This window comes from Streptomyces cinerochromogenes, assembly GCF_014648635.1.
Classification (GTDB): Bacteria; Actinomycetota; Actinomycetes; order Streptomycetales; family Streptomycetaceae; genus Streptomyces; species Streptomyces cinerochromogenes.
The window spans coordinates 98,806-122,860 of sequence record NZ_BMRM01000022.1 but is presented as its reverse complement, the minus strand read 5'-3'; the positions used below and the strand labels follow the sequence as shown (position 1 = coordinate 122,860).

Below are 24,055 nucleotides of genomic sequence, written 5' to 3'. Positions count from 1 at the left end.
ATGGCGGGCGAGGTGCTGACGTCACCGTACGGATCGTGGCCCTCCCCGATCGACGCGGCGCTCGCCGCTGCGCACGACGGGCGCCCGGAGTGGGTGGGCTTCGTCGGGGACGAGGTCTGGTGGACCGAGCCCCGGCCGTCCGAGGGCGGCCGGCGGGCGCTGGTGCGGCGGCGGAACCAGGAGGCGGGCGAGGAGACGGTGCTGCCCGCGCCGTGGAACGTGCGCAGCCGGGTCATCGAGTACGGCGGACGGCCCTGGACCGGGGAGATCCACGACGGCAGGCCGCTGGTCGTCTTCGTGCACTTCGCCGACCAGCGGCTGTACCGGTACGAACCCGGCGGCGAACCCGTCCCGCTCACCCCTCTCTCCCCTGTGGGCGGCGGCCTGCGCTGGGCGGAGCCCCGGCTGGACCTCGCCCGCGGCGAGGTGTGGTGCGTGCTGGAGGAGTTCACCGGGGACGGCCCGGGCGAGGTCCGGCGGGTCCTGGCCGCCGTACCGCTGGACGGCTCGGCCGCCGGCGACCGCGGCGCGGTACGGGAACTGCTCCCGCCCGGCCACCGGTTCGTCACCGGCGCCCGGCTCTCCCCGGACGGCCGGCGCGCCGCCTGGCTGGCCTGGGACCACCCGCGGATGCCGTGGGACGGGACGGAGCTGCTCGTCGCGGAGGTGACGGAGGACGGCCTGCTGAAGGACGCGCGGACGGTCGCCGGCGGACCGGAGGAGGCCGTCGCCCAGGTCGAGTGGTCGGCGGACGGCAGTCTGCTGTACGCCGGCGACCGCAGCGGCTGGTGGAACCTCTACCGCGACGGCACCCCCCTCTGCCCGCGCGAGGAGGAGTTCGGCGGGCCGCTGTGGCAGCTCGGGCTGCGCTGGTTCGCGCCGCTGGACGACGGACTCCTCGCAGTCGTCCACGGACGCGGACCGGCCGTGCTCGGGATACTCGACCCGGAGTCCGGTGAGATCGTCGACGCCGCCGGCCCGTGGACGGAGTTCACCGCCACCCTCGCCACCCACGGCGCACGCGTCGTCGCGGTCGGCGCCGGCCCGCGCACCGCTCACGAGGTGGTCGAACTGGACACCGCCACCGGCCGCACCCGCGTGGTCGGCGCCCGGCACCGGGACCCCGTCGACCCGGCCTACTACCCGGAGCCGCTGACCCGCACCTTCCGCGGCCCGGACGGCCGCGAGGTGCACGCCCACCTCTACCCGCCGCGCCACCCCGCCCGCACCGCGCCCGACGGCGAGCTGCCGCCGTACGTCGTCTGGGCGCACGGCGGCCCCACCAGCCGGGCGCCGCTCGTGCTGGACCTGGCCATCGCCTACTTCACCTCGCGGGGCATCGGGGTCGCCGAGGTGAACTACGGCGGCTCCACCGGATACGGCCGTGCCTACCGGGAGCGGCTGCGCGAGCAGTGGGGCGTGGTCGACGTCGAGGACTGCGCGGCCGTCGCCCGCGCCCTCGCCGACGAGGGCACCGCCGACCCCGCCCGGCTGGCGATCCGCGGCGGCAGCGCCGGCGGCTGGACCGCCGCCGCCTCCCTGACCACGACCGACGTCTACGCCTGCGGCACCGTCGTCTACCCGGTGCTCGACCTCACCACCTGGGGCCCCGACGAGACCCACGACTTCGAGTCCCGCTACCTGGAGTCGCTGGTCGGCCCGCTCGCCGAGGTGCCCGACCGGTACGCCGAACGCTCCCCGACCGCCCACGCCCACCGGCTCACCGCGCCCTTCCTGCTGCTCCAGGGCCTGGACGACGTCATCTGCCCGCCCGCCCAGTGCCACCGCTTCCTCGCCCGGATCGCCGGCCGCGGCGTGCCGCACGCCTACCTCGCCTTCGAGGGCGAGGGGCACGGTTTCCGCCGGGCCGATACGATGACCCGCGCCCTGGAGGCCGAACTGTCCCTGTACGCCCAGGTCTTCCGGCTGGAGCCGGAACCCCCGGTACCGAAGGTGGAGCTGACCCCGTGAACCCACTCGTCCGTCCGCGCCGGCTGGCCCCCGGCGCACGGGTCGCCGTCGTCGCCACCAGCGGGCCGGTGCCCGAGGAACGGCTCCAGGCCGGACTCGACGTGCTGCGCGGCTGGGACCTCGACCCGGTGGCCGGCCCCCATGTCCTGGACCGCCACCCCGGGTTCGGCTACCTCGCCGGCACGGACGCCGACCGCGCCGCCGACTTCCAGAACGCCTGGTGCGACCCCGCCGTGGACGCCGTGCTGTGCGCCCGCGGCGGCTACGGCGCCCAGCGCATCGTCGACCTGCTCGACTGGGACGCCCTGCGGGCCGCCGGGCCCAAGGTCTTCGTCGGGTTCAGCGACCTCACCGTGCTGCACGAGGCCATCGCCACCCGCCTGGGCCTGGCCACGCTGCACGGGCCGATGGCGGCCGGCATCGACTTCGTCAAGAACGCCCGCGCCCAGGACCACCTGCGGGCCACGCTCTTCGCCCCCGAGACGGTCCGTACGATCACTTCCGGCGGCACACCCCTGGTGTCCGGCCGGGCCCGCGGCACCACTCTCGGCGGCTGCCTCTGCCTGCTCGCCGCGGAACTCGGCACCCCGCACGCCCGGCCCTCCGCGCGGGGCGGACTGCTCTGCCTGGAGGACGTGGGCGAGGAGACGTACCGGCTGGACCGGTACCTCACCCAACTCCTGCGCTCCGGCTGGCTGGACGGCGTGCGCGGGGTGCTGCTCGGCTCCTGGCAGGGCTGCGCGGACCACGCCGAGGTGCGGTCCCTGCTCGCCGACCGGCTGGCCCCGCTCGGCGTCCCGGTGGTGGAGGACTTCGGTTTCGGCCACTGCGACGGCGCGCTCACGATCCCCTTCGGGCTCGCGGCCGAACTCGACGCGGACGCGGCCACGCTGACCCTCGACGAGCCCGCCCTGCGCTGACGCCGTAGGCTGGCCGGATGCCGCACCCTGAGTCCCGGTACCTCGCCGAAGGCCCGCGCGTCGCCCTGCGCCCCTTCACCCCGCAGGACGGACCCGAGTTCACCGAGCGGGCCCGGGAGAGCAGGGACCTGCACCGGCCGTGGCTGTTCCCGCCGGACAGCGACGAGGCGTACGCCGACTACGCCGGCCGGCTCATCACGGACCCGGACCGGGCCGGCTTCCTGGTGTGCGAGAAGGACGGCGGCGCCCTCGCCGGCTTCATCAACATCAACAACATCGTGCGGGGCGGCTTCCAGTGCGGCGCCCTCGGCTACGGCGCCTTCGCGCACGCGGCCGGGCGGGGCCTGATGCGCGAAGGCCTGGAGCTGGTGATCGGGTACGCGTTCGGGCCGCTCGGCCTGCACCGGCTGGAGATCAACGTCCAGCCCGGCAACGCCGCCTCCATCGCCCTCGCCCGGGGTGCCGGCTTCCGCCTGGAGGGCTTCTCCCCGGACATGCTCTACGTCGACGGAGCCTGGCGCGACCACGAACGCTGGGCCCTGACCACCGAGATGCGCGGCGGGGCGGCTCAGCCCCGCTGATCCACGTACTCGAAGACCGACCCGTCCGGGTGGACGGCCAGCAGATTGCGGCCCGCCGGCGTCGGCACCGGCCCCGCGACGATCCTGGCGCCCAGCTCGTCGAGCAGCCGACCGGCCTCGTCGACGTCCTTCACGGCGATCGTCGCCGCCACCCTGCGCAGGATCTCCAGCTCCGACTCCGGGCCGCTCATCAGCAGGAAGGAGCCGACCGCGGCGACCTCCACGTCGCCGCGCCCGAAGCGGGAGGCTCTGCCGCCGGTCAGCCGCTCGTAGAAGGGGATCGCGGCTTCGAGGTCGTCGACGCAGATGCGCAGCGAGGCGCCCAGAATCTCCATGCGTCCGAGCCTAGTTGGCGCCCCGCCCGCGCGCAGGCCCCCCGGGCGTTACCGGCTGTGTCCGGCGGGTACCCGCATGGTATGGACCGTTCTGATCACCTGGAACATCTGGACAAGCACCTCGTCGAAGAGCTGGCTCAGGTGGCACGCGAGACGGTACGCGACGAACTGCGCGAGCAGTCCCGCAAGCGACGCCGCACGGCCGTGCTCTACGCCGCGTCGGGCACCGTCGCGCTGTACGCGGGCGGCGCGCTGGCCCTCGCCGTGGGCCTGGCCCTGGCGGCCGGCCTGCCCGGCTGGGCCGCCGCACTGATCACCGCCGCGCTCCTCGGGGCCGTGGCCTACTTCCTGCGCGGCCTGGCCCACTCCGGGAACCGCCGGCACGCCCCGCACCACGTGCTGGGCGGCAGCGCGCCGGCCACCCCGCCGACGGGCCTCGGCATGCCGTACCCCCCGATGCCGGACACCCCGCCGGACACGCCGCATCACCGGGCCTGACGCCGAACCGCGAAAGAAAAAGAGAGGGGCTGTGACGGAGAGGGCGGGGCCGCGGCCCCGCCCTCTCCGTCACAGCCCCTCTTCACTCATCCCTGGAGCTGCGGCAGCACTTTCGTCCGGTAGAAGTCGAAGAAACCCCGCTGGTCCGGCCCGATCTGGTTCACGTACACCCGGTCGAACCCGGCGTCGGCGAACGCCCGCAGCGCCGCCACATGCGCGTCCACGTCGTCCCCGCACACCGTCTTCTCCCGGACCATGTCCTCGGTGACCAGCTCGTGCAGCTGCTCGAAGTGCCGGGGCGAGGGCAGCACCTGCCCCATCTCGCCGGGCAGCAGCTCGTTGTACCAGAGCCGGTGCACCGTACGGACGCACTCGTCGCGGTCGGCGCCGTAGCAGACCTTCACACCGCCGCTGACCGGCTTGGCCCCGCCGCCGCCCTTGCGGAACCGGGTGACCATCTCCTCCTCCGGCATCATCGTGATGTAGCCGTCGCCCACGCGGGCGGCGAGCGCCGTCGCCTTGGGGCCGAAGCCGGAGATGTCGATGGGGACGGGTTCGTCGGGGACGGTGTAGAGGCGGGCGTTCTCCACGGTGTAGTGGGTGCCGTGGTGGTTGACCTCCTCGCCGGTGAACAGCCGGCGCATCACCTGGACCGCCTCCTCCAGCATCTCCAGGCGGACGTGCAGCGGGGGCCAGCGGTCGCCGAGGATGTGCTCGTTCAGTGCCTCGCCGGTGCCCACGCCCAGCCGGAAGCGGCCCTCGGTCATCACCGCGCCGGTCGCCGCGGCCTGGGCCACGACCGCCGGGTGCGTCCGGATGGTCGGGCAGGTCACCGCCGTCTCGACGGGCAGCGACACCGCCTCCGACAGCGCCCCGATCACCGACCACACGAACGCGCTCTGCCCCTGCGCGTCGTTCCACGGATGGAAGTGGTCGGAGATCCACAGCGCCTGGAAGCCGGCCTGCTCGGCCATCCGGGCCTGCTCGATCAGGGCTGCGGGGCCGTGTTCCTCGCTCGCCAGGAAATAGCCGTACTCGGGCATGGGGAAACCTCCGCGCGGGCGAAGCTCATGGGGGTGCGATCCGGTCCCGGCCCGGGTAACCGGCGGCGACCGGGCGAAACTCCGCACGGCGGGGCCCGGCGGCCAGGGCGTCCGGTGCCCGGACCGGCGTACGGGTGACCCGCCCGGCGTTTGGGTGCCCCGGCCACGGTTACGCGGAAGACCTCGGACGAGCGACACCGCCGGAGGCGCACTGTGAGCCGACCTCGCGTGGTGATCATCGGCGCCGGTTTCGCCGGGTACCGGTGCGCCCGCACCCTGGCCCGGATCACCCGGGACCGGGCCGACATCACCCTGCTGAACCCGACCGACTACTTCCTGTACCTGCCGCTGCTGCCGCAGGTCGCCGCCGGCGTCCTGGAGGCCCGCCGGGTCACCGTGTCGCTGCCGGACACCCTGCGCGGAGTGCGCCTGGTGCTCGGCGGGGCGGACGGGGTCGACCTGGACGGGCGCACCGTCCACTACTCCGACCCCGAGGGCGGTGCCGGCAGCCTCGGCTACGACCGGCTGGTGCTGGCCGTCGGCAGCGTCAACAAGCTGCTGCCGGTCCCGGGGGTCGCCGAGCACGCGCACGGGTTCCGCGGGCTGCCCGAGGCGCTGTACCTGCGCGACCACGTGACCCGCCAGGTGGAACTCGCGGCCGCCGAGGACGACCCGGGCAGAAGTGCCGCCCGGTGCACCTTCGTGGTGGTCGGCGCCGGCTACACCGGCACCGAGGTGGCCGCCCAGATGCAGATGCTCACCGACCGGCTGGTCCGCCGGCACCCGCTGCCCGGCGGCGTGCGCCCCCGCTGGATGCTGCTGGACGTGGCACCGCGCGTGCTGCCCGAGCTGGACGAGCGGCTCTCCCGTACCGCCGACCGGGTGCTGCGCGCGCGGGGTGTCGAGGTGCGGACGGGCACCTCGGTGAAGGAGGCCACCCGGGACGGGGTGCTGCTCACCGACGGGGAGTCCGTCGCCTCCCGGACCCTGGTGTGGTGCGTGGGCGTACGGCCGGACCCGCTGGTGGAGACCGTCGGGCAGCCGCTGGAACGCGGGCGGCTGATCGTCGACCCGTATCTGCAACTGCCCGGCCGCACAGACGTGTTCGCCTGCGGGGACGCGGCCGCCGTGCCCGACCTGGAGCGCCCCGGGGAGTTCACCCCCATGACGGCCCAGCACGCCTGGCGGCAGGGCCGGGTGGCCGGGGAGAACGTGGCCGGCTCGCTCGGCCTCGGCCGGCGACGGCGCCCGTACCGCCACCGGGACCTGGGCTTCGCCGTCGATCTGGGCGGGGTCCGGGCGGCGGCCAACCCGTTCGGCGTTCCGCTGTCGGGCCCGGCGGCCGGTGCCGTCACCCGCGGCTACCACCTGGCCGCGTTGCCCGGCAACCGCGTCCGGGTCGCCGCCGACTGGCTGCTGGACGCCCTTCTCCCGCGCCAGGGCGTCCAGTTGGGCCTCGTACGGGCCTGGTCGGTGCCGTTGGACACGGCCTCACCGGAACTGGCGCGGGTACCGGACGGTTCGCAGCCGTCCGCCCAGGCAGGAGACGAACCATGACCCAGGAGTCGACACACAGGCCGGAACCGGGACGGCGGACGGCCGCCGAACCCGGAAGGAACCAGCCGGGCGGTGAACCGGCGAAGAACCAGCCGGGCGGTGAACCGGCGAAGAACCAGCCGGGCGGTGAACCGGCGAAGAACCAGCCGGGCGGTGAACCGGCGAAGAACCAACCGGACGGTGAACCGGCGAAGAACCAACCGGACGGTGAACCGGCGAAGAACCAACCGGACGGAGAGCCGGCGAAGAACCAGCCGGGCGGAGAGCCCGCGCGGAACCGGCCCGGCGGAGAGCCCGCCGCGGGCGGCGCGGACCATCCGGCGCCCGGACCCGTCAAGCGCACCGACACCCCCGACCCCGCGGACCGCGACTGAGGCGCGACACAGCGCACGGAGCCGCGACACAGCGCAAGGAGACCGAGGAGATCCATGAAGACCGACGAACTCGCCGAACTGGGCCAGCAGCTGCGTGTGGACAGCGTGCGGGCGTCCGCCGCCGCGGGATCCGGACACCCCACGTCCTCCATGTCCGCCGCCGACCTGATGGCCGTCCTGCTCGCCCACCACCTCCGCTACGACTTCGAGCGCCCCGAACACCCCGCGAACGACCGGTTCGTGCTGTCCAAGGGACACGCCTCGCCGCTGCTGTACGCCGCGTACAAGGCGGCCGGCGCGATCGAGGACGGCGAACTGGTCACCTTCCGCAAGATCGGCAGCCGGCTGGAGGGCCATCCGACGCCCCGCCGCCTGCCGTGGGTGGAGACGGCCACCGGCTCGCTCGGCCAGGGCCTGCCCGTCGGGGTCGGCATCGCGCTCGCCGGGAAGCGGCTGGACCGCACCGGCTACCGGGTGTGGGTGCTGTGCGGCGACAGCGAGCTGGCGGAGGGCTCGGTGTGGGAGGCCGCCGAACACGCCGGCTACGAGAACCTCGACAACCTGATCGCCATCGTGGACGTCAACCGGCTCGGCCAGCGCGGCCCCACCCGGCACGGCCACGACCTGGACGCCTACGCCCGCCGCTTCCAGGCCTTCGACTGGCACACCATCGAGATCGACGGCCATGACGTCGACGCCATCGACCGGGCCTACGGGGAGGCGCTGTCCACCACCGGGCAGCCCACCGTGATCCTCGCCCGCACCCTGAAGGGCAGGGGCGTGGCCGCCGTCGAGGACCGCGAGGGCCTGCACGGCAAGCCGCTGCCCGAGGCCGAGGAGGCCATCGCCGAACTCGGCGGCCCGCGCGACCTGCGCGTGCGGGTCTCCGAGCCGCAGGCCGCCGCCGCGCTGCGCTCCCTCACCACCGAGGTCGTCCGACTGCCCCACTACGACCTGGGCGACGAGGTCGCGACGCGGGACGCCTTCGGCAAGGCCCTCGCGGCGCTCGGCACCGCCCGCGGTGACGTCGTCGCGCTGGACGGCGAGGTCGGCGACTCCACCCGCACCGAGGAGTTCGCCAAGGCGCACCCCGACCGGTTCTTCGAGTGCTACATCGCCGAGCAGCAGCTCGTCGCCACGGCGGTCGGCATGGCCGCGCGCGGCTGGGTGCCGTACGCCTCGACGTTCGCCGCGTTCCTCACCCGCGCCCACGACTTCGTGCGGATGGCCTCCGTCAGCGGCTCCGGCCTCAACCTGGTCGGCTCGCACGCCGGTGTCGCGATCGGGCAGGACGGGCCCTCCCAGATGGGCCTGGAGGACCTCGCGATGTTCCGGTCCGTGTACGGCTCGACCGTGCTCTACCCCTGCGACGCCAACCAGACCGCCCGGCTGGTCGCGGCCATGGCCGGCCTGGACGGCATCCGCTACCTGCGCACCTCCCGCGGCAAGACCCCGGTGATCTACGGCCCCGACGAGGAGTTCCCCGTCGGCGGCAGCAAGACGCTGCGCTCCAGCGAGGAGGACCGGCTGACGGTCGTCGCGGCCGGGGCGACCGTGCCCGAGGCGCTGGCCGCCGCCGACCGGCTCGCCGCCGACGGCATCCGGGTGCGGGTGATCGACCTGTACTCGGTCAAGCCCGTCGACGCCGGGACCCTGCACCGGGCCGCCGAGGACACCGGCTGCCTGCTCACCGTCGAGGACCACCACCCGGAGGGCGGCCTCGGGGACGCCGTCGCGGAGGCGTTCGGCGACGGCCGTCCGACGCCCCGCCTGGTCCGGCTCGCGGTGCGCACCATGCCGGGCTCCGCCGCGCCCGACGAGCAGCTGCACGCGGCCGGCATCGACGCCGTGGGCATCACGGCGGCGGCCAGGCTGCTGGTCGAGGAGGCGGTCGTGCGATGAGCCGCGGCGACGCGCGGGCCCTGCGGGCCGGCCGCCGCACGGTGCCGATCCAGCGGCCGGGGAAGGTGCTCTTCCCCGGCGGCGGGGGCGCGAAGGAGTACACCAAGGGCGACCTCGCCGACTACTACCGGTCCGTCGCGCCGTACATGCTGCCGCACCTGCGGGGCCGCCCGCTGATGCTGGAGCGGTATCCGGACGGCCTGGACGGCCGGCGCTTCCTGCAGAAGAACACCCCGGAGCACTACCCGGAGTGGATCACCCGCGCCGAGCTGGCCAAGGAGGGCGGCACCGTCACGCACGTCGTCTGCGACGACACCGCCACCCTCCTGTACCTCGCCGACCAGGCCTGCCTCACCCTGCACCGCTGGCTGTCCCGCACCGACCGGGCCGGCGGCGCCGACCATCCCGACCGGCTGGTCTTCGACCTCGATCCGGCCGGCGACGACTTCGCCGCCGTCCGGGACGCGGCCCACCGGGTGCGGGAGCTGCTGGACGAGCTGGGGCTGCCCGCGGCGCCCATGGCCACCGGCTCGCGCGGCCTGCACCTCGTCGTCCCGCTCGACGGCCGCCACGACTTCGACGAGGTGCGGCGGTTCGCCCAGGACGTCGCCGAGCTGGCCGCCTCCCGGCACCCCGACCGGCTCACCACCGAGGCCCGCAAGCAGGACCGCGCGGACCGCCTCTACCTGGACGTGCAGCGCAACGGCTACGCCCAGACCGCCGTCGCCCCCTACAGCGTCCGTGCCCGCCCGGGCGCCCCGGTCGCCGTGCCCCTAGCCTGGAAGCAGGTGGACGATCCGGCACTGGACGCCCGCCGGTGGAGCATCGCCGACGCCGTGGACCAGGCCCGGACGGAGCCGTGGGGCGACCTGCCCGACCGTGGCCGTTCCCTGGACCCGGCCCGACGCCGTCTCGATGACATGCGCTCCTGAGGTTTGGCCAAGGGAGGAACGGCCACACGCAGGGAGAGGTGGCCATGTCGAACACAAACAGCACTTCGGATTCACAGAGTTCACGGAAAGCACAGGACTCTCAGCACTCTGATCACTCCCAGAACTCCGACCACACGCACGAGACGCAGGGCGGTAGCCGCCCCGGGACGAACAGCCGGCGACCGACCCCCGTCGAGGTGCTGCGCCAGGCGCGCAGCCAACTCGCCGAGCTGACCGGACTGGCTCCCGAGTCGGTGTCCTCCTTCGAGGAGACCGAGGAGGGCTGGTCCCTGGAGGTCGAGGTCCTGGAACTCGCCCGGGTCCCGGACACGATGAGCCTGATGGCGAGCTACCAGGTCGAGCTGGACCCGGAGGGCCAGCTGACCGGTTACCGGCGTGTCCGCCGCTACGAACGCGGCAGGGCCGACGCGCGCGGCCGCTGAGCCACGGCGCGTGCTTCCCGCCCGCGCGGACCGTGCACCCACTACGCAGGAGGAGGAATCGCCGGCATGACTGTTGTTCCGGCACAGCAGACCGGAGGCGGAGGCGGCAGCAGCGGTCTCTACGACGTACTCGAGCTGGTCCTGGACCGGGGACTCGTGATCGACGCGTTCGTCCGCGTCTCCCTGGTGGGCATCGAGATCCTGAAGATCGATGTCCGGGTCGTCGTGGCCAGCGTCGACACGTACCTGCGCTTCGCCGAGGCGTGCAACCGCCTGGACCTGGAGTCGGGCCCCCACAAGAGCCCGGGTCTGCCCGAGCTCGTGGGCGACATCACCGAGTCCGGCGCCCGCGGCAAGTCCAAGGGCGCCCTGTCCGGCGCCGCGCAGACCATATCCGACGCCTTCAACCAGGCGCGTCAGGAAGGGGAGACCGAGTCGAGGCCGCGCGCCCGGAAGGCTCCGGCGCGGCGTAAGGAGGAGCAGGAGTGAGCACCTACGTCTACGGGATCACCGCCCGCTCCCACCCGGCGCTGCCCGAGGGCATGACCGGGGTGGGCGAGCCGCCGCGCACCGTCCGCGTGCTCACAGCGGGTGAACTGGCCGCCGTCGTCAGTGACGCGCCCGAGGACCTGCGCCCCAAGCGCCGGGACCTGCTCGCGCACCAGAACGTGCTCGCCGAGGCGAGCGGGGGCGGCTGTGTGCTGCCGATGCGGTTCGGCAGCGTCGCCGACGGCGACGACGCCGTCACCCAGGTGCTCACCGAGCGGGCGGAGCACTACCTGGAGCGGCTGCGCGAGCTGGACGGCAAGGTCGAGTACAACGTCAAGGCCACGCACGTCGAGGAGGCCGTCCTGCACCTGGTGATGGCCGAGAACGCGGACGTCCGCGGCCTCGCCGAGGCCAACCGCAGGGCCGGCGGCGGCAGCTACGACGACAAGATCCGCCTCGGCGAGATGGTCGCCGCCGCCGTCAAGGCCCGGGAGGCCGAGGACGCGCAGACGGTGCAGGGACTGCTCGCACCGGTCGCGTCCGCCGTCAGTGTGGGGCCCGAGTCCACCGGCTGGCTGCTGAACGTGTCGTTCCTGGTGCCACGCGACTCGGCCGAGGACTTCCTGGCCACCGCCGAGCAGGTCCGCAAGAGCCACGCCCATCTGGACCTGAGGGTCAACGGGCCGCTGCCGCCGTACAGCTTCGTCGAGCCCGGCCCGGCGCAGCCCGCGGGCAGCACGGCCGGCGCGGACGCCGGCGCGCAGTAGCGCTCCCGGCCCGGACGGAAAGGAGAACACCGTGGGGCTGATCGGCGAAGTACTGATGCTGCCGTTCGCGCCCGTGCGCGGCAGCGCGTGGGCCATCAGGCAGGTGCTCCGTGAGGCGGAGCGGATCTACTACGACCCCGCCACCGTACGGGCCGAACTCGCCCGCCTGGAAGAGCAACTGGAGGGCGGCGAGATCACCGAGGAGGAGTTCGACCAGCGCGAGGACGAACTGCTCGACCGGCTGGAGACCGCTATGCGCTCCGGCGACACCACAGGCAACGGGACGTGACATGAACCGAACCGCACTGGGCCTCGCCGTAGGGGCCGGATACCTGCTCGGACGTACCAAGAAGCTCAAAATGGCCCTCGCGGTGGGCTCCCTGGTCGCGGGGAAGAAGCTGAACCTCAGCCCGCGGACGGTCGCGGACCTGGTGAACCAGCAGCTGAAGAACAATCCGCAGTTCAAGGAGATCGGCGACCAGCTGCGCCAGGACCTGCGAGGCGTCGGCAAGGCCGCTTCCGGCGCGGTCGCCGAACGGCAGATCAACGCGCTCGCCGACCGGCTGCACGGGCGTACGGCGCAGGTGCGTGATCAGCTGTCCGGCATCGTGCCGTCCCGGTCCGACGAGGAGTCGGGCGAGGAGGACGGCGAGGAGGACGGCCGTCAGAAGTCCGGCGGCGACCGTGACGAAGACCGTCGCGGAAAGCGGTCGCGGGACGAGGACTCGCGTGAGGAGGAACCTCACCGGAGGGCTCCGGCGAAGAAGACGGCGGCCAAGAAGGCCGCGGCCAAGAAGACGGCCCCCGCGAAGAAGACGGCGGCCAAGAAGGCGGCCGGGCCCCGCAAGGCGGCTGCGAAGAAGACGGCTTCGGCTGGGGACGCGGCCTCCGGTGCCGCCTCCCGGCAGTCGAAAGGCGGCGATGACCGATGACCGACACCCTCGGATCCGCCACCTCGGCGGCCGGCAAGGCCACGGGGGCCGCCCAGGGCGGCCCGCTGAGCGCCCTCGCGCACAGTGAGGCGGCCGACCGGCTGAAGGAGGAGGCACAGGAGTACCTGTCCGCGCAGGCCCAGCGCATGCTGTCGGGCCTCGGGCGCAAGCTCGGCGAGACCACCGTCAAGCTCAACGACATCGCCGAGGGCAACAGCCCGGGCTTCGCCAAACTCGCACTCGAGGGCGGGCGCAAGCTCGCCGAGGGCAAGGGCCCGCTGCGCTCGGCCGTGGAGCTGGGCGCCTCCCACGCGAAGGACAACGTGATGGGTGCGCTGAAGAGCCTCGGCGGCAGCAAGGGCAAGAAGGGCGGCGCGGGCAAGAAGCCCACCGTCATCATGGAGTCCGTCGACGTCGGGGTACCGCTGCGCACCGCCTACGACCAGTGGACCCAGTACCAGTCCTTCTCCACCTTCGCCAAGGGCGTCAAGAGCGCGAGCCGTGCCGACGACACCCACTCCGACTGGCGGGCGAAGGTCTTCTGGTCGACCCGGAGCTGGAAGGCGAAGACGACCGAGCAGATACCCGACTACCGCATCCAGTGGACCTCGGAGGGAGCCAAGGGCACCACCAAGGGCGTGGTCTCCTTCCACCGGCTGGAGGAGAACCTCACCCGGGTCCTGCTGGTCATGGAGTACTACCCGACCGGGCTTTTCGAGAAGACCGGCAACATCTGGCGCGCCCAGGGCCGCCGGGCACGGCTGGACCTGAAGAACTTCGCCCGCTTCATCACCCTCAAGGGGGAGGCGGAGGACAGCTGGCGCGGCGAGATCCGCGACGGCGAGGTGGTCCGCAGCCACGAGGACGCCATCGCCGAGGAGGAGGCGGAGGAGTCGGAGGAAGAGGCACCGGAGGAGTCGGAGGAAGAGGAGCCGGAGGAGCCCGAGGCGGAGGCCGAGGGAGCCGAGGAAGAGGAGCCGGAGGAGGCAGAGGCAGAGGAAGAGGAGGAGGAAGGAGAGGAAGAGGCGCCCGAGGCGGAGGCCGAGGAGGAGGAGCCCTACGAGGGCGAGTACGACGAGGAGGGCTCGTACGAGGACGAGGCCGAGGACGAGGGCGAGGCCGAGGACGAGGGGGGCCGGGCGGACGACGAGGAGTACGAGGACGAGGACGAGGACGAGTACGAGGAAGAGGAGCCCGAGTACGCTGAGCGCGGGAGCCGTCGATGACGACGCCCAACCGGTTTCCCGAGCCCTACTACGGGGGCCAGGGCTCGGGAGCGAACCTCGCGGACATCCTGGAGCGCGTGCTCGACAAGGGTGTCGTCATCGCGGGTGACATCAGGATCAACCTCCTCGACATCGAACTGCTCACCGTCAAGCTGCGGCTCATCGTCGCCTCCGTCGACAAGGCCAAGGAGATGGGGATCGACTGGTGGGAGACCGATCCCGCGCTCTCCTCCCGGGCCCGCCGGGACGAGCTGGCCCGGGAGAACGCCGAGCTGCGTGAACGGCTCGCGCGGCTGGAGGAGCTGGAGCCGGGCCGCGCCCCGAAGGAGGCACCATGACCCGACTGCGGTACGTCTACGCCGTCTGCCGCCCCTTCCGGACACCGCTGCAGGCCCAGCTGACGGGTGTCGCGGGCGCCCCGGCGGCGCTGCTGCACCACCACGGGCTGGTCGCGGTCGTCAGTACGGTCCCCGAGGCGGACTTCTGCGAGGAGGCGCTGAAGGCCCATCTGGAGGACCTGGACTGGCTGGCCGCGACCGCCCGCGCCCACCAGGGGGTGGTCGACGCGCTCACCACGGTCACCACCCCGCTTCCGCTGCGGCTCGCGACCGTCTTCCGCGACGACAGCGCCCTGCGCTCGATGATCGAGGCCCGCGAGGACGACTTCCGGCGGCTGCTCGACCGGCTGGACGGCCGGGTCGAGTGGGGTGTGAAGGTGTACCTGGAGCCCGAGCCCGAGCCCGCGGAGGCCGAGCCCGTCGCCGCCGCGCGGCCCGCCAGCGGGCGGGACTACCTGCGCAGCCGGCGCGAGCGCAGCCATGCGCAGGAGGAGAGGTGGCAGCGGGCCGAGCGGTTCGCCCACTCCCTGCACGGACGCCTCGCCGAGCGGGCCGAGGACGTGCGGCTGCACCGCCCGCAGAACTCCGCGATCTCCGGTACCCCGGGACAGAACGTGCTCAACGCCGCCTACCTGGTGCCGCGGGCCCATTCCGAGGAATTCGTGGAACTCGTGGACCGGACGAAGGACGAGGCGCCGGGGATCCGTGTGGAACTCACCGGCCCCTGGGCCGCGTACTCGTTCTCCGGAGAGGCGTCCGGAGCACAGGACGGGGCCGAGGCCGGAGCGGAATCCGGCGTGCATACCGGAGCGGAATCCGGAGAGGGACCGGGGGTGGGGCGGTGACCGTAGTCGAGCGCCGCGAGATCGCGCTGGTCGACCTCCTGGACCGGCTGCTGGCCGGCGGAGTCGTCATCACCGGCGACATCACCCTGCGCATCGCGGACGTCGACCTCGTCCGCATCGACCTGAACGCACTGATCAGCTCCGTGAACGAGCAGGTGCCGTCGCCCTTCGAGGAGCCCTAGGAGCCCCGCATGACCGCGCGCAGTCCGCGCAAGCGTCTCGACCTGGAACCCGACACCGTCGAACGCGACCTGGTGAAGCTCGTGCTCACCGTGGTCGAGCTGCTGCGCCAGCTCATGGAGCGGCAGGCCGTGCGCCGGTTCGACACGGGTGACCTGACCGAGGAGCAGGAGGAGCGGATCGGGCTCACGCTGATGCTGCTGGAGGAGCGGATGGCCGAGCTGCGGGACCGGTACGGCCTGCGGCCCGAGGACCTCAACCTGGACCTCGGGCCGCTCGGACCGCTGCTTCCCCGCGACGGGGCCTAGCGCGGGGACACGCTCACCACCTGGAGACGCTCACCACCTGTACCAGCGACCCCTGCCGCCGCCCGACGTCGTACCGCGGACGAGGAAACCCAGCAGCCACAGGACGAGCACCACCAGGGCGATCCACCACAGGATCTTCAGCGCGAATCCGGCACCGAAGAGAATCAGCACCAGAAGCAGTACCAGCAGGATGGGAACCATGATGTGAACCTCCTGCGCCACGGGTTTCCCAAAGCCCGCGGATCAGGCTTCTTTCCGGCACAGGATCTCTCCGTGCAGGACCGCGAACCAGCCGTCCTCCCGCCGCCCCCATTCCCGCCACGCCTCCGCCACGGCCCGCAGCTGCTCCGCCGTCGCGTGGCCCCCCTGCACGGCCCGCTCCGCGTACGCGGAAGCGACCGTGCGGTCCGCCCACAGGCCGCTCCACCAGGCCCGCTCCTGGGGTGTGGCGAAGGTCCAGGTGCTGGAGGTGGAGGTGACGTCACCCAGCCCGGCCGCCCGCGCCCACGCCGTCAGCCGGCGCCCGGCGTCGGGTTCGCCGCCGCCGGCCCGGGCCACCCGCGCGTACAGGTCCAGCCAGTCGTCCAGGCCGGGCACCGCCGGGTACCAGGTCATCGCCGCGTAGTCCGCGTCCCGTACGGCGATGAACCCGCCCGGCCTCGTCACCCGGTGCATCTCCCGCAGGGCCCGCACGGGATCGCCGACGTGCTGGAGCACCTGGTGGGCGTGGACCACACAGAAGCTGTCGTCCGGGTAGTCCAGGCCGTTGACGTCGGCCACCGCGAAGTCCACGTTCGTCACATCCCGGGCGGCGGCGGTGGCCCGCGCCTGCTCCAGAACGCCCGGCGCCCGGTCGACGCCGGTGACATGGCCGTCGGGGACCAGGGCCGCCAGATCGGCGGTGATCGTGCCGGGCCCGCAGCCGATGTCCAGGACGCGCATGTGGGGCTTCAGCACGCCGAGCAGATAGGCCGCGGAGTTGGCGGCGGTCCGCCAGGTGTGCGAACGCAGCACCGACTCGTGGTGCCCGTGCGTGTAGACGGCGGTCTCCTGCGCTTTCGGCATGGCTGTACCCCTTCACCCTCGGAGGCGGACCGGACGGACGCGCCCGCCGGTACGGGGGCAACGGTACGCGCCCATGCCGAATGATGAGATGGGCGTATTGCCATGCGGACTGACGTGTCATCAGGTCCTCGGCTCCTCGCCGGCCGGCGCCGACCGGGTGTCAGAACGTCAGCGGACGGTAGACCGTCAGCGCCTCCGGCAGCTTCTCCAGCAGCATCTCGCCCGAGACGTCGGTGACCTCGCCGTCGTAGGCCAGCGGGGTGCCCGCCGTGATGCCGGTCAGCCGCAGCCGGTGCACCTGCACCGCCGCGTGCCCGGGGGAGCGGGTCAGCGGGCCCGCCAGGGCCGCGGCGAGCAGCCGCAGCGCGGGCCTGCGGCTGCCGTGCACCACCCGCACGTCCAGCAGGCCGTCCGCCAGATCAGTACGGCGGCCCGGCGCGAGACCCATGCGGTGGTAGACGCCGTTGCCGACGAACAGCAGCCACAGGGGCCGCCGCCCGCCGCCCGCCTCCACCTCCAGCGGGTGCCGGCCGGCGCGCAGCACGCGCAGCGCGCCCAGCACCCCGGCCGGCCAGCCGCCGATCCGGGAGGACCAGCGCTCGCGCGCCCGCACCAGCTCCGGGTACACGCCCAGGCTCAGCGTGTTGAGGAACAGGTGCCTGGTGCCGCGGGTGGTGAACCGGCCGGCGTCCACCCGGACCGCCTCGCCGTGCCGGATCGCCCGGGCCAGCCGGCGTTCGTCCTCCACACCGAGGTCGTAGGCGAAGTGGTTGAGGGTGCCGCCCGGCAGTACCGCGAGCGGCAGGCCGTGCCGCAGGGCGACCTCGGCCGCCGCGTTCACCGTGCCGTCGCCGCCGCACACCCCGAGCACCCGCGCCCGGGCCGCCGCCTTCTCCAGCTCGTCCCGGACCTCCTCCGGGGCGCACTCGACGATCTCCGCCTCCGGCAGCGCGTCGTGCAGCGCGCGCACCCGCTCCGCGCTCCCCGCCGCCCGGTTGGCGACCATCACCAGGCCCTCGCCCTCCGGCAGCGCGGGCGCCTCGGCCCGGGACCGGGCGGGCCGCCGTACCTGGGCGCGGGTCGGCACCAGGCGCCGTACCAGGAAGGCGGCGCCCGCGCCGAGCGCCGCCCCGGCCAGTACGTCGCTCGGGAAGTGCACGCCCGTGTACACACGGGACGCGGCCACCGAGAACGCGACCGGCGCCACCGCCGCGCCCCAGGCCGGGGACTCCAGGGCCACGCCGGTCGCGAAGGCCGCCGCGGACGCCGCGTGCCCGGACGGGAAGGACGTGGTGATCGGCTGCCGCTTCAGCTGCCGCACCAGCGGCACCGGATCCAGCACGGGCCGGGCGCGGCGCACCGAGCGCTTGCCGAGCGTGTTCACGGTCAGCGAGGCCAGGGCGAGCGAGGCCACCCCCCGCACCGCCGCCCGGCGGCCCCTGGGCGTGCGGCTCGCGGCCATCGCGGCGGCCGTCGCGAACCACAGCACACCGTGGTTCGCGCTGCGGCTCAGCCGCGGCAGGACGCGTTCGGCGCCGGGCCAGCGCCGGGAGGCGGCGGCCTCGAACAGCCGGCCGTCGAGATCGAGGAGCGTGCGCAGCGGGGTGCGGGCGGCGGTCGCGGCCGACGTCAGGTCCAGGTCTGGGCTCATGGGGTGCGGTTACCCTGAAGTGCCCGTTTCTTGTGTCCCCGGTGCGCCGTCCGCCGGCGCGGGAGGAGAACCCGGATGCGCCTGCTCCTGGTCCGCCACGGTCAGACCCCGTCCAACGTGGACCACCTGCTGGACACCGCCGTCCCCGGCCCCGGGCTGACCCCCCTCGGCGAGGCGCAGGCCGCCGCGCTGCCCCGGGCGCTCGCCGGTGAGGACATCGAGGCGCTCTACGCCTCCACGCTGGTCCGCACCCAGCTGACCGCCGCCCCGCTGGCCGCCGCCCGCGGCCTGGACGTGACCGTGCGCGCCGGCATCCGCGAGCTGTCCGCCGGCGACCTGGAGATGCTGCCCGGGGACAGCCCGGGGGGCCGGCTGTACCTGCGTACGGTGTTCGCGTGGGCGGCCGGCGACACCGCGCTGCGCATGCCCGGCGGGGAGAGCGGCCAGGAGGCCCTCGCCCGGTACGACGCCGTCGTCGCCGAGGCCGCCGCGAGCGGTGCCCGTGCCGTCGCCATGGTCAGCCACGGTGCCGCGATCCGCGTCTGGACCGCCGCCCGCGCCGACAACGTCGACGTCGCCTTCGCCGCCGCCCGCCCCCTGCAGAACACCGGTGTGGTCGTCCTCGAAGGCTCACCCTCCGACGGCTGGAAGGCCCTGTCCTGGGAGGGTGCCACGGTGGAACCGGCGGGCGGGAGCGGCCCGGCGGGCCAGGCGCTGGGCGCGGCCGGCCGGGCGGCCGCCGGGGGCCGCGCATAAGAGTTTGCCCCGGGCGCGGGCCGCCCCGGAGAATGCCTCCTCATGGGACATCTCGAAGCCGCGCACCTGGAGTACTTCCTCCCCGACGGGAGGGCGCTGCTCGGCGACGTGTCCTTCCGGGTCGGTGAGGGCGCCGTCGTCGCGCTGGTCGGCCCGAACGGCGCCGGCAAGACGACGCTGCTGCGCCTGGTCTCCGGCGAGCTGAAACCGCACGGCGGCACCGTCACCGTCGGCGGCGGGCTCGGCGTGATGCGCCAGTTCGTCGGTTCCGTCCGGGACGAGACGACCGTACGGGACCTGCTGGTCTCCGTCGCCCCGCCCCGCATCCGCGAGGCGGCGAAGGCGGTCGACGAGGCCGAGCACGCCGTCATGACCGTCGACGACGAGGCCGCCCAGCTGCGGTACGCGCAGGCCCTCGCCGACTGGGCCGAGGTCCGCGGCTACGAGGCCGAGACGCTGTGGGACATGTGCACCACCGCCGCGCTCGGCGTGCCCTACGAGCGCGCCCAGTGGCGCCAGGTCCGCACCCTCTCCGGCGGCGAGCAGAAACGGCTCGTGCTGGAGGCGCTGCTGCGCGGCACCGACGAGGTCCTGCTGCTGGACGAGCCGGACAACTACCTCGACGTGCCCGGCAAGCGGTGGCTGGAGGAGCAGCTCGGACAGACCCGCAAGACGGTCCTGTTCGTCTCCCACGACCGGGAACTCCTCGCCCGCGCCGCGCAGAAGATCATCTCCGTGGAGCCCGGCCCCGCCGGCGCCGACGCCTGGGTGCACGGCGGCGGCTTCGCCACCTACCACGAGGCCCGCCGCGAACGCTTCGCCCGCTTCGAGGAGCTGCGCCGCCGCTGGGACGAGAAGCACGCCCAGCTGAAGAAGCTCGTCCTGACGCTCCGCCAGGCCGCCGCCGTCAGCCACGAGATGGCCTCCCGCTACCAGGCCGCCCAGACCCGGCTGCGCAAGTTCGAGGAGGCCGGCCCGCCGCCGGAGCCGCCCCGGGAGCAGGACATCACCATGCGTCTGAAGGGCGGCCGTACCGGCGTACGGGCCGTCACCTGCGAGGCGCTGGAGCTGACCGGCCTGATGAAACCGTTCGACCTGGAGGTCTTCTACGGCGAACGGGTCGCCGTCCTCGGCTCCAACGGCTCCGGCAAGTCCCACTTCCTGCGCCTGCTCGCCGGCGAGGACGTCGCGCACACCGGGAAGTGGAAGCTCGGCGCCCGGGTCGTGCCCGGCCACTTCGCGCAGACCCACGCCCACCCCGAACTCCAGGGCCGCTCCCTCCTCGACATCCTCTGGAAGGAACACGCCCAGGACCGGGGCGCCGCCATGTCCCGGCTGCGCCGCTACGAACTCACCCAGCAGGCCGAGCAGAGCTTCGACCGGCTCTCCGGCGGCCAGCAGGCCCGCTTCCAGATCCTGCTGCTGGAGCTGCGGGGCGCCACCGCCCTGCTCCTGGACGAGCCCACCGACAACCTCGACCTGGAGTCCGCCGAGGCCCTCCAGGAGGGGCTGGAGGCCTTCGAGGGCACCGTCCTCGCCGTCACCCACGACCGCTGGTTCGCCCGCTCCTTCGACCGCTTCCTGGTCTTCGGCAGCGACGGCCGGGTCCGCGAGACAGCGGAGCCGGTCTGGGACGAACGGCGGGTGGAGCGGGCCCGGTAGCCCGGGCCCGCCCGTTCGGCGCCCGCTCCCGCGAAGACCGTCCTGCCGCGAGACCGTCCTGCCGCGCTACGTCCAGCGCAGCAGCGCGCCCATGCCGCCCGCCGGGACGTCCTCGCCGGTGGCCTCCAGGACCGGGGTCAGCGACAGGACCGGCGCGTCCGTCACCACGGCCGCACGGACCAGCGCGTCGTCGGCGCGGGCCGGCCAGGCGTGCTCCTCGCCCAGGTTCCTCAGCTCCGTACGGCGGGCCGCCAGCTGGTCCGGTGCCTCACCGATCCACACCTCGCGGTGCGTGTCCGGTCCGTCCGGGCGGATCAGCAGCTCGGCCAGCCGGTGTTCGCGGGCCGCCTCGATCAGCTGCGGCACCCCCTCGTCGGCGGCCGTCCGCCGCTCCTCGTCGCGCGTCCGGGCGGCCCGGTAGCGGTCCACCTCGGCCAGGATCCGCTCCCGGACGTGCCGGGTACGGATCTCCTCCACCTCACGGGGCAGCAGCCTGCTGCCGATGCCGTGCGCGGCCTCCACCGTCCGCTCGTGCAGATGCCTGGGCAACTGCTCGCGCACCGACCGGCACTCCCGGTCCTCCCCGCACAGGACCAGCAGGTCGGCCCCGGTCTCGGCCTGGCAGGCCGCGAGCGCCTCGGCGATCTCCCGGGCGTTGTGCTCCCAGGTGTTCTCCACCTTCAGCTGGAAGTGCCGCTCGGACCAGTCGGAGGCCTTCGCCCGGTGCATCGGCCACTGCCGGCTGCCCGTGACATGCCCGGCCTCCTCCTGGAGCACCGCGCTGCGCAGCTCGAAGTCGGCCCCGGTGCGGTCGATGTACGCCACCAGCGACACCGGGTCCTCACCGGCCAGGTCCAGCAGCGGCGTGACATGCGGCAGCGTGCCCCAGTGCACCAGGCCCTGGGGCGGGGCCTGGGTCAGCGGGACCTGCAGCGCCACCTCGCCGTCCCGGGCGAACACGGCCCTGCCGTACGGCTCGGTGCTGCGCACGAGCTCCTCCAGCGCGTCCCGTACCGCCCGGCAGGTGGCCTCGTCGGCGCCCTGCTCGCGCAGACGCCGGGACACCGCGTCCGCCGCCAGACGGCGCTGGTGGTGCATGTCCGCGTCGTGCTGGGACAGGTCCATGTATGCGGAGGCCCAGGGCCCCGGATGTTCGTACAGTGGATTCAGGAACGCGAGCTCCACGGATTCCTCCCGGAAATCGCTCGGGGGCAGTGCACGCCGGGCGGGTACCCGAAGCCCATGAACGAACACGACGAGCGGGGCACCACCATGACCGGAGTCGACCCCAGCCGGCTGGACGACCAGCAGCTCATGAAGGAGCTGGAGACCATCCACCGCACGCGCCACGACACACTCCTGTACGGCTCCAACGACGCGCTGCGGGCCCACAACGAGCGCATGGCACAGCTGGAGGGCGAGTATCTGCGCCGCAACCCCCGCCGCCTGGTGAGCGCGGGCCGCACCCGTGAGGGCGCCCGCGAACGAAGCTGCGGCGAGGCGGCCGCTCCGGGCACCCCCGCCACCTGACCCCGGCCCCGCGACCTCCTCCCCGACCCCCACCGCACACCGAAACCCCCACCGCACACCGAAGAGGGCCGGCCCCGGCGGGCCGGCCCTCGACACTCTCCCGTCTCCCGGTACCTCCCGGTACGGTCGACTCTCGCGGCGGTCAGCCGGGCTCGCCGGCGAACACGTGCAGGAACGCGTCGCAGAACGCCTTCAGATCGTCCGGCTTGCGGCTGGTCACCAGCTGGTTGGAGCCGTGGTCGCAGATCTTCACCTGCTCGTCCACCCAGGTGCCGCCGGCGTTGCGGATGTCGGTCCGAAGGCTCGGCCAGGACGTCAGCACCCGGCCGCGTACGACGTCCGCCTCCACCAGCGTCCACGGCGCGTGACAGATCGCGGCCACCGGACGGCCCCGCTCGAAGAAGTCCTTCACGAACGCGACGGCCTTCTCGTCCATCCGCAGGAAGTCCGGGTTCGCGACCCCGCCCGGCAGCACCAGCCCGCCGAACGACCCGGCCGACGTCTCGGCCACGACCTCGTCCACGGGGAACGTGTCCGCCTTGTCCAGGTGGTTGAACGCCTGGATCTTCCCCGGCTCGGTCGACACCAGCACCGGTTCGTGCCCGGCGTCCGAGGCCGCCTTCCACGGCTCGGTCAGCTCGACCTGCTCGACACCCTCCGGTGCCACCAGAAACGCGATACGCATGATTCTCAGTTCCCTTTCACTTTCCTCAGCACCGCCCGGTGGACCCGGGCGCGCCGCTTCCGGGCGCGGGCCGCCCGCCGGCAGCGCACCAGCTCCTCGCCGTACGGCAGCAGCACGCACACGCCGATCGCGAGACCGATGCCCGCCAGGTAGCCCGCCGACAGCGGGCGCCGGCGCGGCACCAGACGCCAGGCGTCCGGATCCCCGCGCCCGCCGGCGAGCAGCGACCGCACCTGATCGGCGTGCAGGCACATCAGCGAGGCCAGCCCGCCGAACGGCAGCGACTCCAGGAAGCTGTGGATGTGCTGCTCGACCGGCCTGACCTCACGGTCGCTGTCGACGGCCGTCCGCACGTCCCACAGCGCCGTCGCCTCGTGCACCGCCGCCGCGCCCAGCTGCACCGACAGCAGCAGCGGGTTGACCTCGTAGCGCAGGGTGAGCGCGATGGGCAGGCCCACCTCGGCCATCATCAGTGAGTGGATCAGGGACTCCTTCGTCCCCGTCGTGTCCTCGATCCGGGTGCGCCGGTGCATCGCCCAGTCCGCGAGCCCCGGCAGGAACCAGCCGGGCAGCAGCCCGTAGAGCAGAAACCGCGTGGTGACGTCCCCCACGTCGACCGTGGCGCCCCGCGCGATCTCCGCCGCCTGATCCCGGCTCATGCGCCGCCCACCAGCGCCTCGGCCAGCTGCTGCACGTTCTCGTACCGGTGCCCGTGCCGGAGCCCGGCCACCGCGTCGACCAGTCCGCCCGGCGCGTTGCCGCGGCGCAGCGCCCGGGCCAGCTCGCCCGCCTTCGCGGGGAAGTCGTGCCGGCTCAGGTGCCGGGCCAGCTCCAGCCGGGTCCGCTCCAGCGCCGCCGGAGAACCCAGGCCGCCCACCGGGCCGCTCCAGACCTCCGGGTCGTCGTCCGCGGCCGGCTCCGGGTCGTGCCACTCCTCGACACGCGTGGGATGGCCGGACCGGAGCAGTCCCTTCAGTTCGTGCTTCATCTCGTCGTCCCGATGGACGCTCAGCCGGTCGCTGCCTCGCTGCATATCTCCCTCCAGAGGGTCGAAGGTCCGCACCG

30 protein-coding genes are annotated in these 24,055 nt (G+C 73.6%); 21 read left to right on the top strand and 9 right to left on the bottom strand.

The genetic code is table 11. From position 1 onward, the window contains the following. The 3 genes from IEZ20_RS33645 to IEZ20_RS33635 are packed head-to-tail and all read left to right on the top strand — an operon-like array spanning position 1 to position 3,472. The gene (locus IEZ20_RS33645) at positions 1-1,971 is read left to right on the top strand and encodes a S9 family peptidase (protein ID WP_189305765.1); all 1,971 of its coding nucleotides are present in this window, start codon (positions 1-3) and stop codon (positions 1,969-1,971) included. Continuing rightward, positions 1,968-2,891, top strand: coding sequence for a S66 peptidase family protein (locus IEZ20_RS33640; protein WP_189305763.1), 924 nt, complete (start codon positions 1,968-1,970; stop codon positions 2,889-2,891). Before IEZ20_RS33645 ends, IEZ20_RS33640 begins: the two co-directional genes overlap by 4 nt. A gap of 17 nt (positions 2,892-2,908) precedes the next feature. Then, on the top strand, positions 2,909-3,472 hold the full coding sequence (locus tag IEZ20_RS33635; RefSeq protein WP_189305761.1) for a GNAT family N-acetyltransferase: 564 nt from the start codon (positions 2,909-2,911) through the stop codon (positions 3,470-3,472). On the opposite strand, the gene IEZ20_RS33630 is transcribed toward IEZ20_RS33635, so the two are convergent. Further along, entirely contained in the window at positions 3,460-3,807 is a 348-nt protein-coding gene (locus IEZ20_RS33630; protein WP_189305759.1) for a VOC family protein, read from the bottom strand. The genes IEZ20_RS33635 and IEZ20_RS33630 overlap by 13 nt on opposite strands. 81 nt (positions 3,808-3,888) lie before the next feature. Here IEZ20_RS33630 and IEZ20_RS33625 point away from each other — a divergent pair, with 81 nt between their 5' ends. Continuing rightward, entirely contained in the window at positions 3,889-4,305 is a 417-nt protein-coding gene (locus IEZ20_RS33625; RefSeq protein WP_189305757.1) for a phage holin family protein, read from the top strand. A gap of 86 nt (positions 4,306-4,391) precedes the next feature. Here IEZ20_RS33625 and IEZ20_RS33620 read toward each other — a convergent pair whose 3' ends face one another. Then, a complete protein-coding gene (locus IEZ20_RS33620; protein WP_189305755.1) occupies positions 4,392-5,348 on the bottom strand; it encodes an LLM class F420-dependent oxidoreductase in 957 nt (318 codons plus the stop codon). A 213-nt stretch (positions 5,349-5,561) separates the two neighbouring features. Between IEZ20_RS33620 and IEZ20_RS33615 the strand changes: the two genes are divergently transcribed. The 14 genes from IEZ20_RS33615 to IEZ20_RS33550 all read left to right on the top strand — a co-directional run bounded on the left by IEZ20_RS33615 (position 5,562) and on the right by IEZ20_RS33550 (position 15,641). After that, positions 5,562-6,905 carry an NAD(P)/FAD-dependent oxidoreductase gene (locus IEZ20_RS33615; RefSeq protein ID WP_189305753.1) on the top strand — a complete coding sequence of 448 codons (1,344 nt, stop codon included), beginning with the start codon at positions 5,562-5,564 and terminating at the stop codon, positions 6,903-6,905. Next, complete coding sequence (locus tag IEZ20_RS33610; RefSeq protein WP_189305752.1) at positions 6,902-7,279, top strand: hypothetical protein; 378 nt, start codon at positions 6,902-6,904, stop codon at positions 7,277-7,279. Before IEZ20_RS33615 ends, IEZ20_RS33610 begins: the two co-directional genes overlap by 4 nt. Before the next feature lie 54 nt (positions 7,280-7,333). Next, entirely contained in the window at positions 7,334-9,181 is a 1,848-nt protein-coding gene (locus IEZ20_RS33605) for a transketolase (protein WP_189305750.1), read from the top strand. Continuing rightward, positions 9,178-10,113: a non-homologous end-joining DNA ligase gene (ligD, locus tag IEZ20_RS33600; RefSeq protein ID WP_189305748.1), complete on the top strand. Its 936-nt coding sequence runs from the start codon at positions 9,178-9,180 to the stop codon at positions 10,111-10,113. The genes IEZ20_RS33605 and ligD overlap by 4 nt, the downstream gene beginning before the upstream one ends. A 44-nt stretch (positions 10,114-10,157) precedes the next feature. Then, on the top strand, positions 10,158-10,556 hold the full coding sequence (locus IEZ20_RS33595; protein WP_189305746.1) for a gas vesicle protein GvpO: 399 nt from the start codon (positions 10,158-10,160) through the stop codon (positions 10,554-10,556). Between the two features lie 66 nt (positions 10,557-10,622). Next, complete coding sequence (locus IEZ20_RS33590) at positions 10,623-11,045, top strand: gas vesicle structural protein GvpA (RefSeq protein ID WP_189305744.1); 423 nt, start codon at positions 10,623-10,625, stop codon at positions 11,043-11,045. Then, entirely contained in the window at positions 11,042-11,812 is a 771-nt protein-coding gene (locus IEZ20_RS33585) for a GvpL/GvpF family gas vesicle protein (protein ID WP_189305742.1), read from the top strand. Before IEZ20_RS33590 ends, IEZ20_RS33585 begins: the two co-directional genes overlap by 4 nt. Before the next feature lie 31 nt (positions 11,813-11,843). After that, on the top strand, positions 11,844-12,101 hold the full coding sequence (locus IEZ20_RS33580) for a gas vesicle protein GvpG (protein WP_189305740.1): 258 nt from the start codon (positions 11,844-11,846) through the stop codon (positions 12,099-12,101). A gap of 1 nt (position 12,102) precedes the next feature. Then, positions 12,103-12,744 carry a DNA primase gene (locus tag IEZ20_RS33575; protein WP_189305738.1) on the top strand — a complete coding sequence of 214 codons (642 nt, stop codon included), beginning with the start codon at positions 12,103-12,105 and terminating at the stop codon, positions 12,742-12,744. After that, positions 12,741-13,970 carry an SRPBCC family protein gene (locus IEZ20_RS33570; protein ID WP_189305736.1) on the top strand — a complete coding sequence of 410 codons (1,230 nt, stop codon included), beginning with the start codon at positions 12,741-12,743 and terminating at the stop codon, positions 13,968-13,970. Before IEZ20_RS33575 ends, IEZ20_RS33570 begins: the two co-directional genes overlap by 4 nt. Then, positions 13,967-14,308, top strand: a complete 342-nt coding sequence (locus IEZ20_RS33565; RefSeq protein WP_189305734.1) for a gas vesicle protein — start codon at positions 13,967-13,969, stop codon at positions 14,306-14,308. The genes IEZ20_RS33570 and IEZ20_RS33565 overlap by 4 nt, the downstream gene beginning before the upstream one ends. Beyond that, positions 14,305-15,153, top strand: a complete 849-nt coding sequence (locus IEZ20_RS33560; protein ID WP_189305732.1) for a GvpL/GvpF family gas vesicle protein — start codon at positions 14,305-14,307, stop codon at positions 15,151-15,153. The genes IEZ20_RS33565 and IEZ20_RS33560 overlap by 4 nt, the downstream gene beginning before the upstream one ends. Continuing rightward, the gene (locus IEZ20_RS33555; RefSeq protein ID WP_189305730.1) at positions 15,150-15,335 is read left to right on the top strand and encodes a gas vesicle protein; all 186 of its coding nucleotides are present in this window, start codon (positions 15,150-15,152) and stop codon (positions 15,333-15,335) included. The genes IEZ20_RS33560 and IEZ20_RS33555 overlap by 4 nt, the downstream gene beginning before the upstream one ends. A gap of 9 nt (positions 15,336-15,344) precedes the next feature. Beyond that, the gene (locus tag IEZ20_RS33550; RefSeq protein WP_189305728.1) at positions 15,345-15,641 is read left to right on the top strand and encodes a gas vesicle protein K; all 297 of its coding nucleotides are present in this window, start codon (positions 15,345-15,347) and stop codon (positions 15,639-15,641) included. A 30-nt stretch (positions 15,642-15,671) separates the two neighbouring features. On the opposite strand, the gene IEZ20_RS33545 is transcribed toward IEZ20_RS33550, so the two are convergent. The 3 genes from IEZ20_RS33545 to IEZ20_RS33535 form a co-directional block, all read right to left on the bottom strand. Then, positions 15,672-15,842 (bottom strand): hydrophobic protein, encoded by a 171-nt coding sequence (locus IEZ20_RS33545; RefSeq protein ID WP_189305726.1) that lies wholly within the window; start codon positions 15,840-15,842, stop codon positions 15,672-15,674. 42 nt (positions 15,843-15,884) lie between these two features. After that, positions 15,885-16,706 carry a methyltransferase domain-containing protein gene (locus IEZ20_RS33540; RefSeq protein ID WP_189305724.1) on the bottom strand — a complete coding sequence of 274 codons (822 nt, stop codon included), beginning with the start codon at positions 16,704-16,706 and terminating at the stop codon, positions 15,885-15,887. Between the two features lie 160 nt (positions 16,707-16,866). Beyond that, on the bottom strand, positions 16,867-18,357 hold the full coding sequence (locus IEZ20_RS33535; RefSeq protein WP_189305722.1) for a bifunctional phosphatase PAP2/diacylglycerol kinase family protein: 1,491 nt from the start codon (positions 18,355-18,357) through the stop codon (positions 16,867-16,869). 75 nt (positions 18,358-18,432) lie between these two features. Between IEZ20_RS33535 and IEZ20_RS33530 the strand changes: the two genes are divergently transcribed. Further along, the gene (locus IEZ20_RS33530; RefSeq protein ID WP_189305720.1) at positions 18,433-19,113 is read left to right on the top strand and encodes a histidine phosphatase family protein; all 681 of its coding nucleotides are present in this window, start codon (positions 18,433-18,435) and stop codon (positions 19,111-19,113) included. 42 nt (positions 19,114-19,155) lie between these two features. After that, a complete protein-coding gene (locus IEZ20_RS33525; protein ID WP_189305718.1) occupies positions 19,156-20,775 on the top strand; it encodes an ATP-binding cassette domain-containing protein in 1,620 nt (539 codons plus the stop codon). Between the two features lie 66 nt (positions 20,776-20,841). On the opposite strand, the gene IEZ20_RS33520 is transcribed toward IEZ20_RS33525, so the two are convergent. Beyond that, positions 20,842-21,960 (bottom strand): baeRF2 domain-containing protein, encoded by a 1,119-nt coding sequence (locus IEZ20_RS33520; protein WP_189305716.1) that lies wholly within the window; start codon positions 21,958-21,960, stop codon positions 20,842-20,844. A gap of 57 nt (positions 21,961-22,017) precedes the next feature. On the opposite strand from IEZ20_RS33520, the gene IEZ20_RS33515 reads away from it, so the two are divergent. Further along, a complete protein-coding gene (locus tag IEZ20_RS33515) occupies positions 22,018-22,305 on the top strand; it encodes a DUF6158 family protein (RefSeq protein ID WP_189305714.1) in 288 nt (95 codons plus the stop codon). A 142-nt stretch (positions 22,306-22,447) separates the two neighbouring features. On the opposite strand, the gene IEZ20_RS33510 is transcribed toward IEZ20_RS33515, so the two are convergent. From IEZ20_RS33510 to IEZ20_RS33500, 3 genes are read right to left on the bottom strand one after another with little or no spacing between them, the layout of a single operon-like run. Further along, positions 22,448-22,990, bottom strand: coding sequence for a type 1 glutamine amidotransferase domain-containing protein (locus tag IEZ20_RS33510; protein ID WP_189305712.1), 543 nt, complete (start codon positions 22,988-22,990; stop codon positions 22,448-22,450). Between the two features lie 5 nt (positions 22,991-22,995). Beyond that, positions 22,996-23,649 (bottom strand): diguanylate cyclase, encoded by a 654-nt coding sequence (locus IEZ20_RS33505; RefSeq protein WP_189305710.1) that lies wholly within the window; start codon positions 23,647-23,649, stop codon positions 22,996-22,998. Further along, positions 23,646-24,023, bottom strand: coding sequence for a DUF2795 domain-containing protein (locus tag IEZ20_RS33500; RefSeq protein WP_189305708.1), 378 nt, complete (start codon positions 24,021-24,023; stop codon positions 23,646-23,648). The genes IEZ20_RS33505 and IEZ20_RS33500 overlap by 4 nt, the downstream gene beginning before the upstream one ends. Between the last annotated feature and the right edge of the window lie 32 nt (positions 24,024-24,055).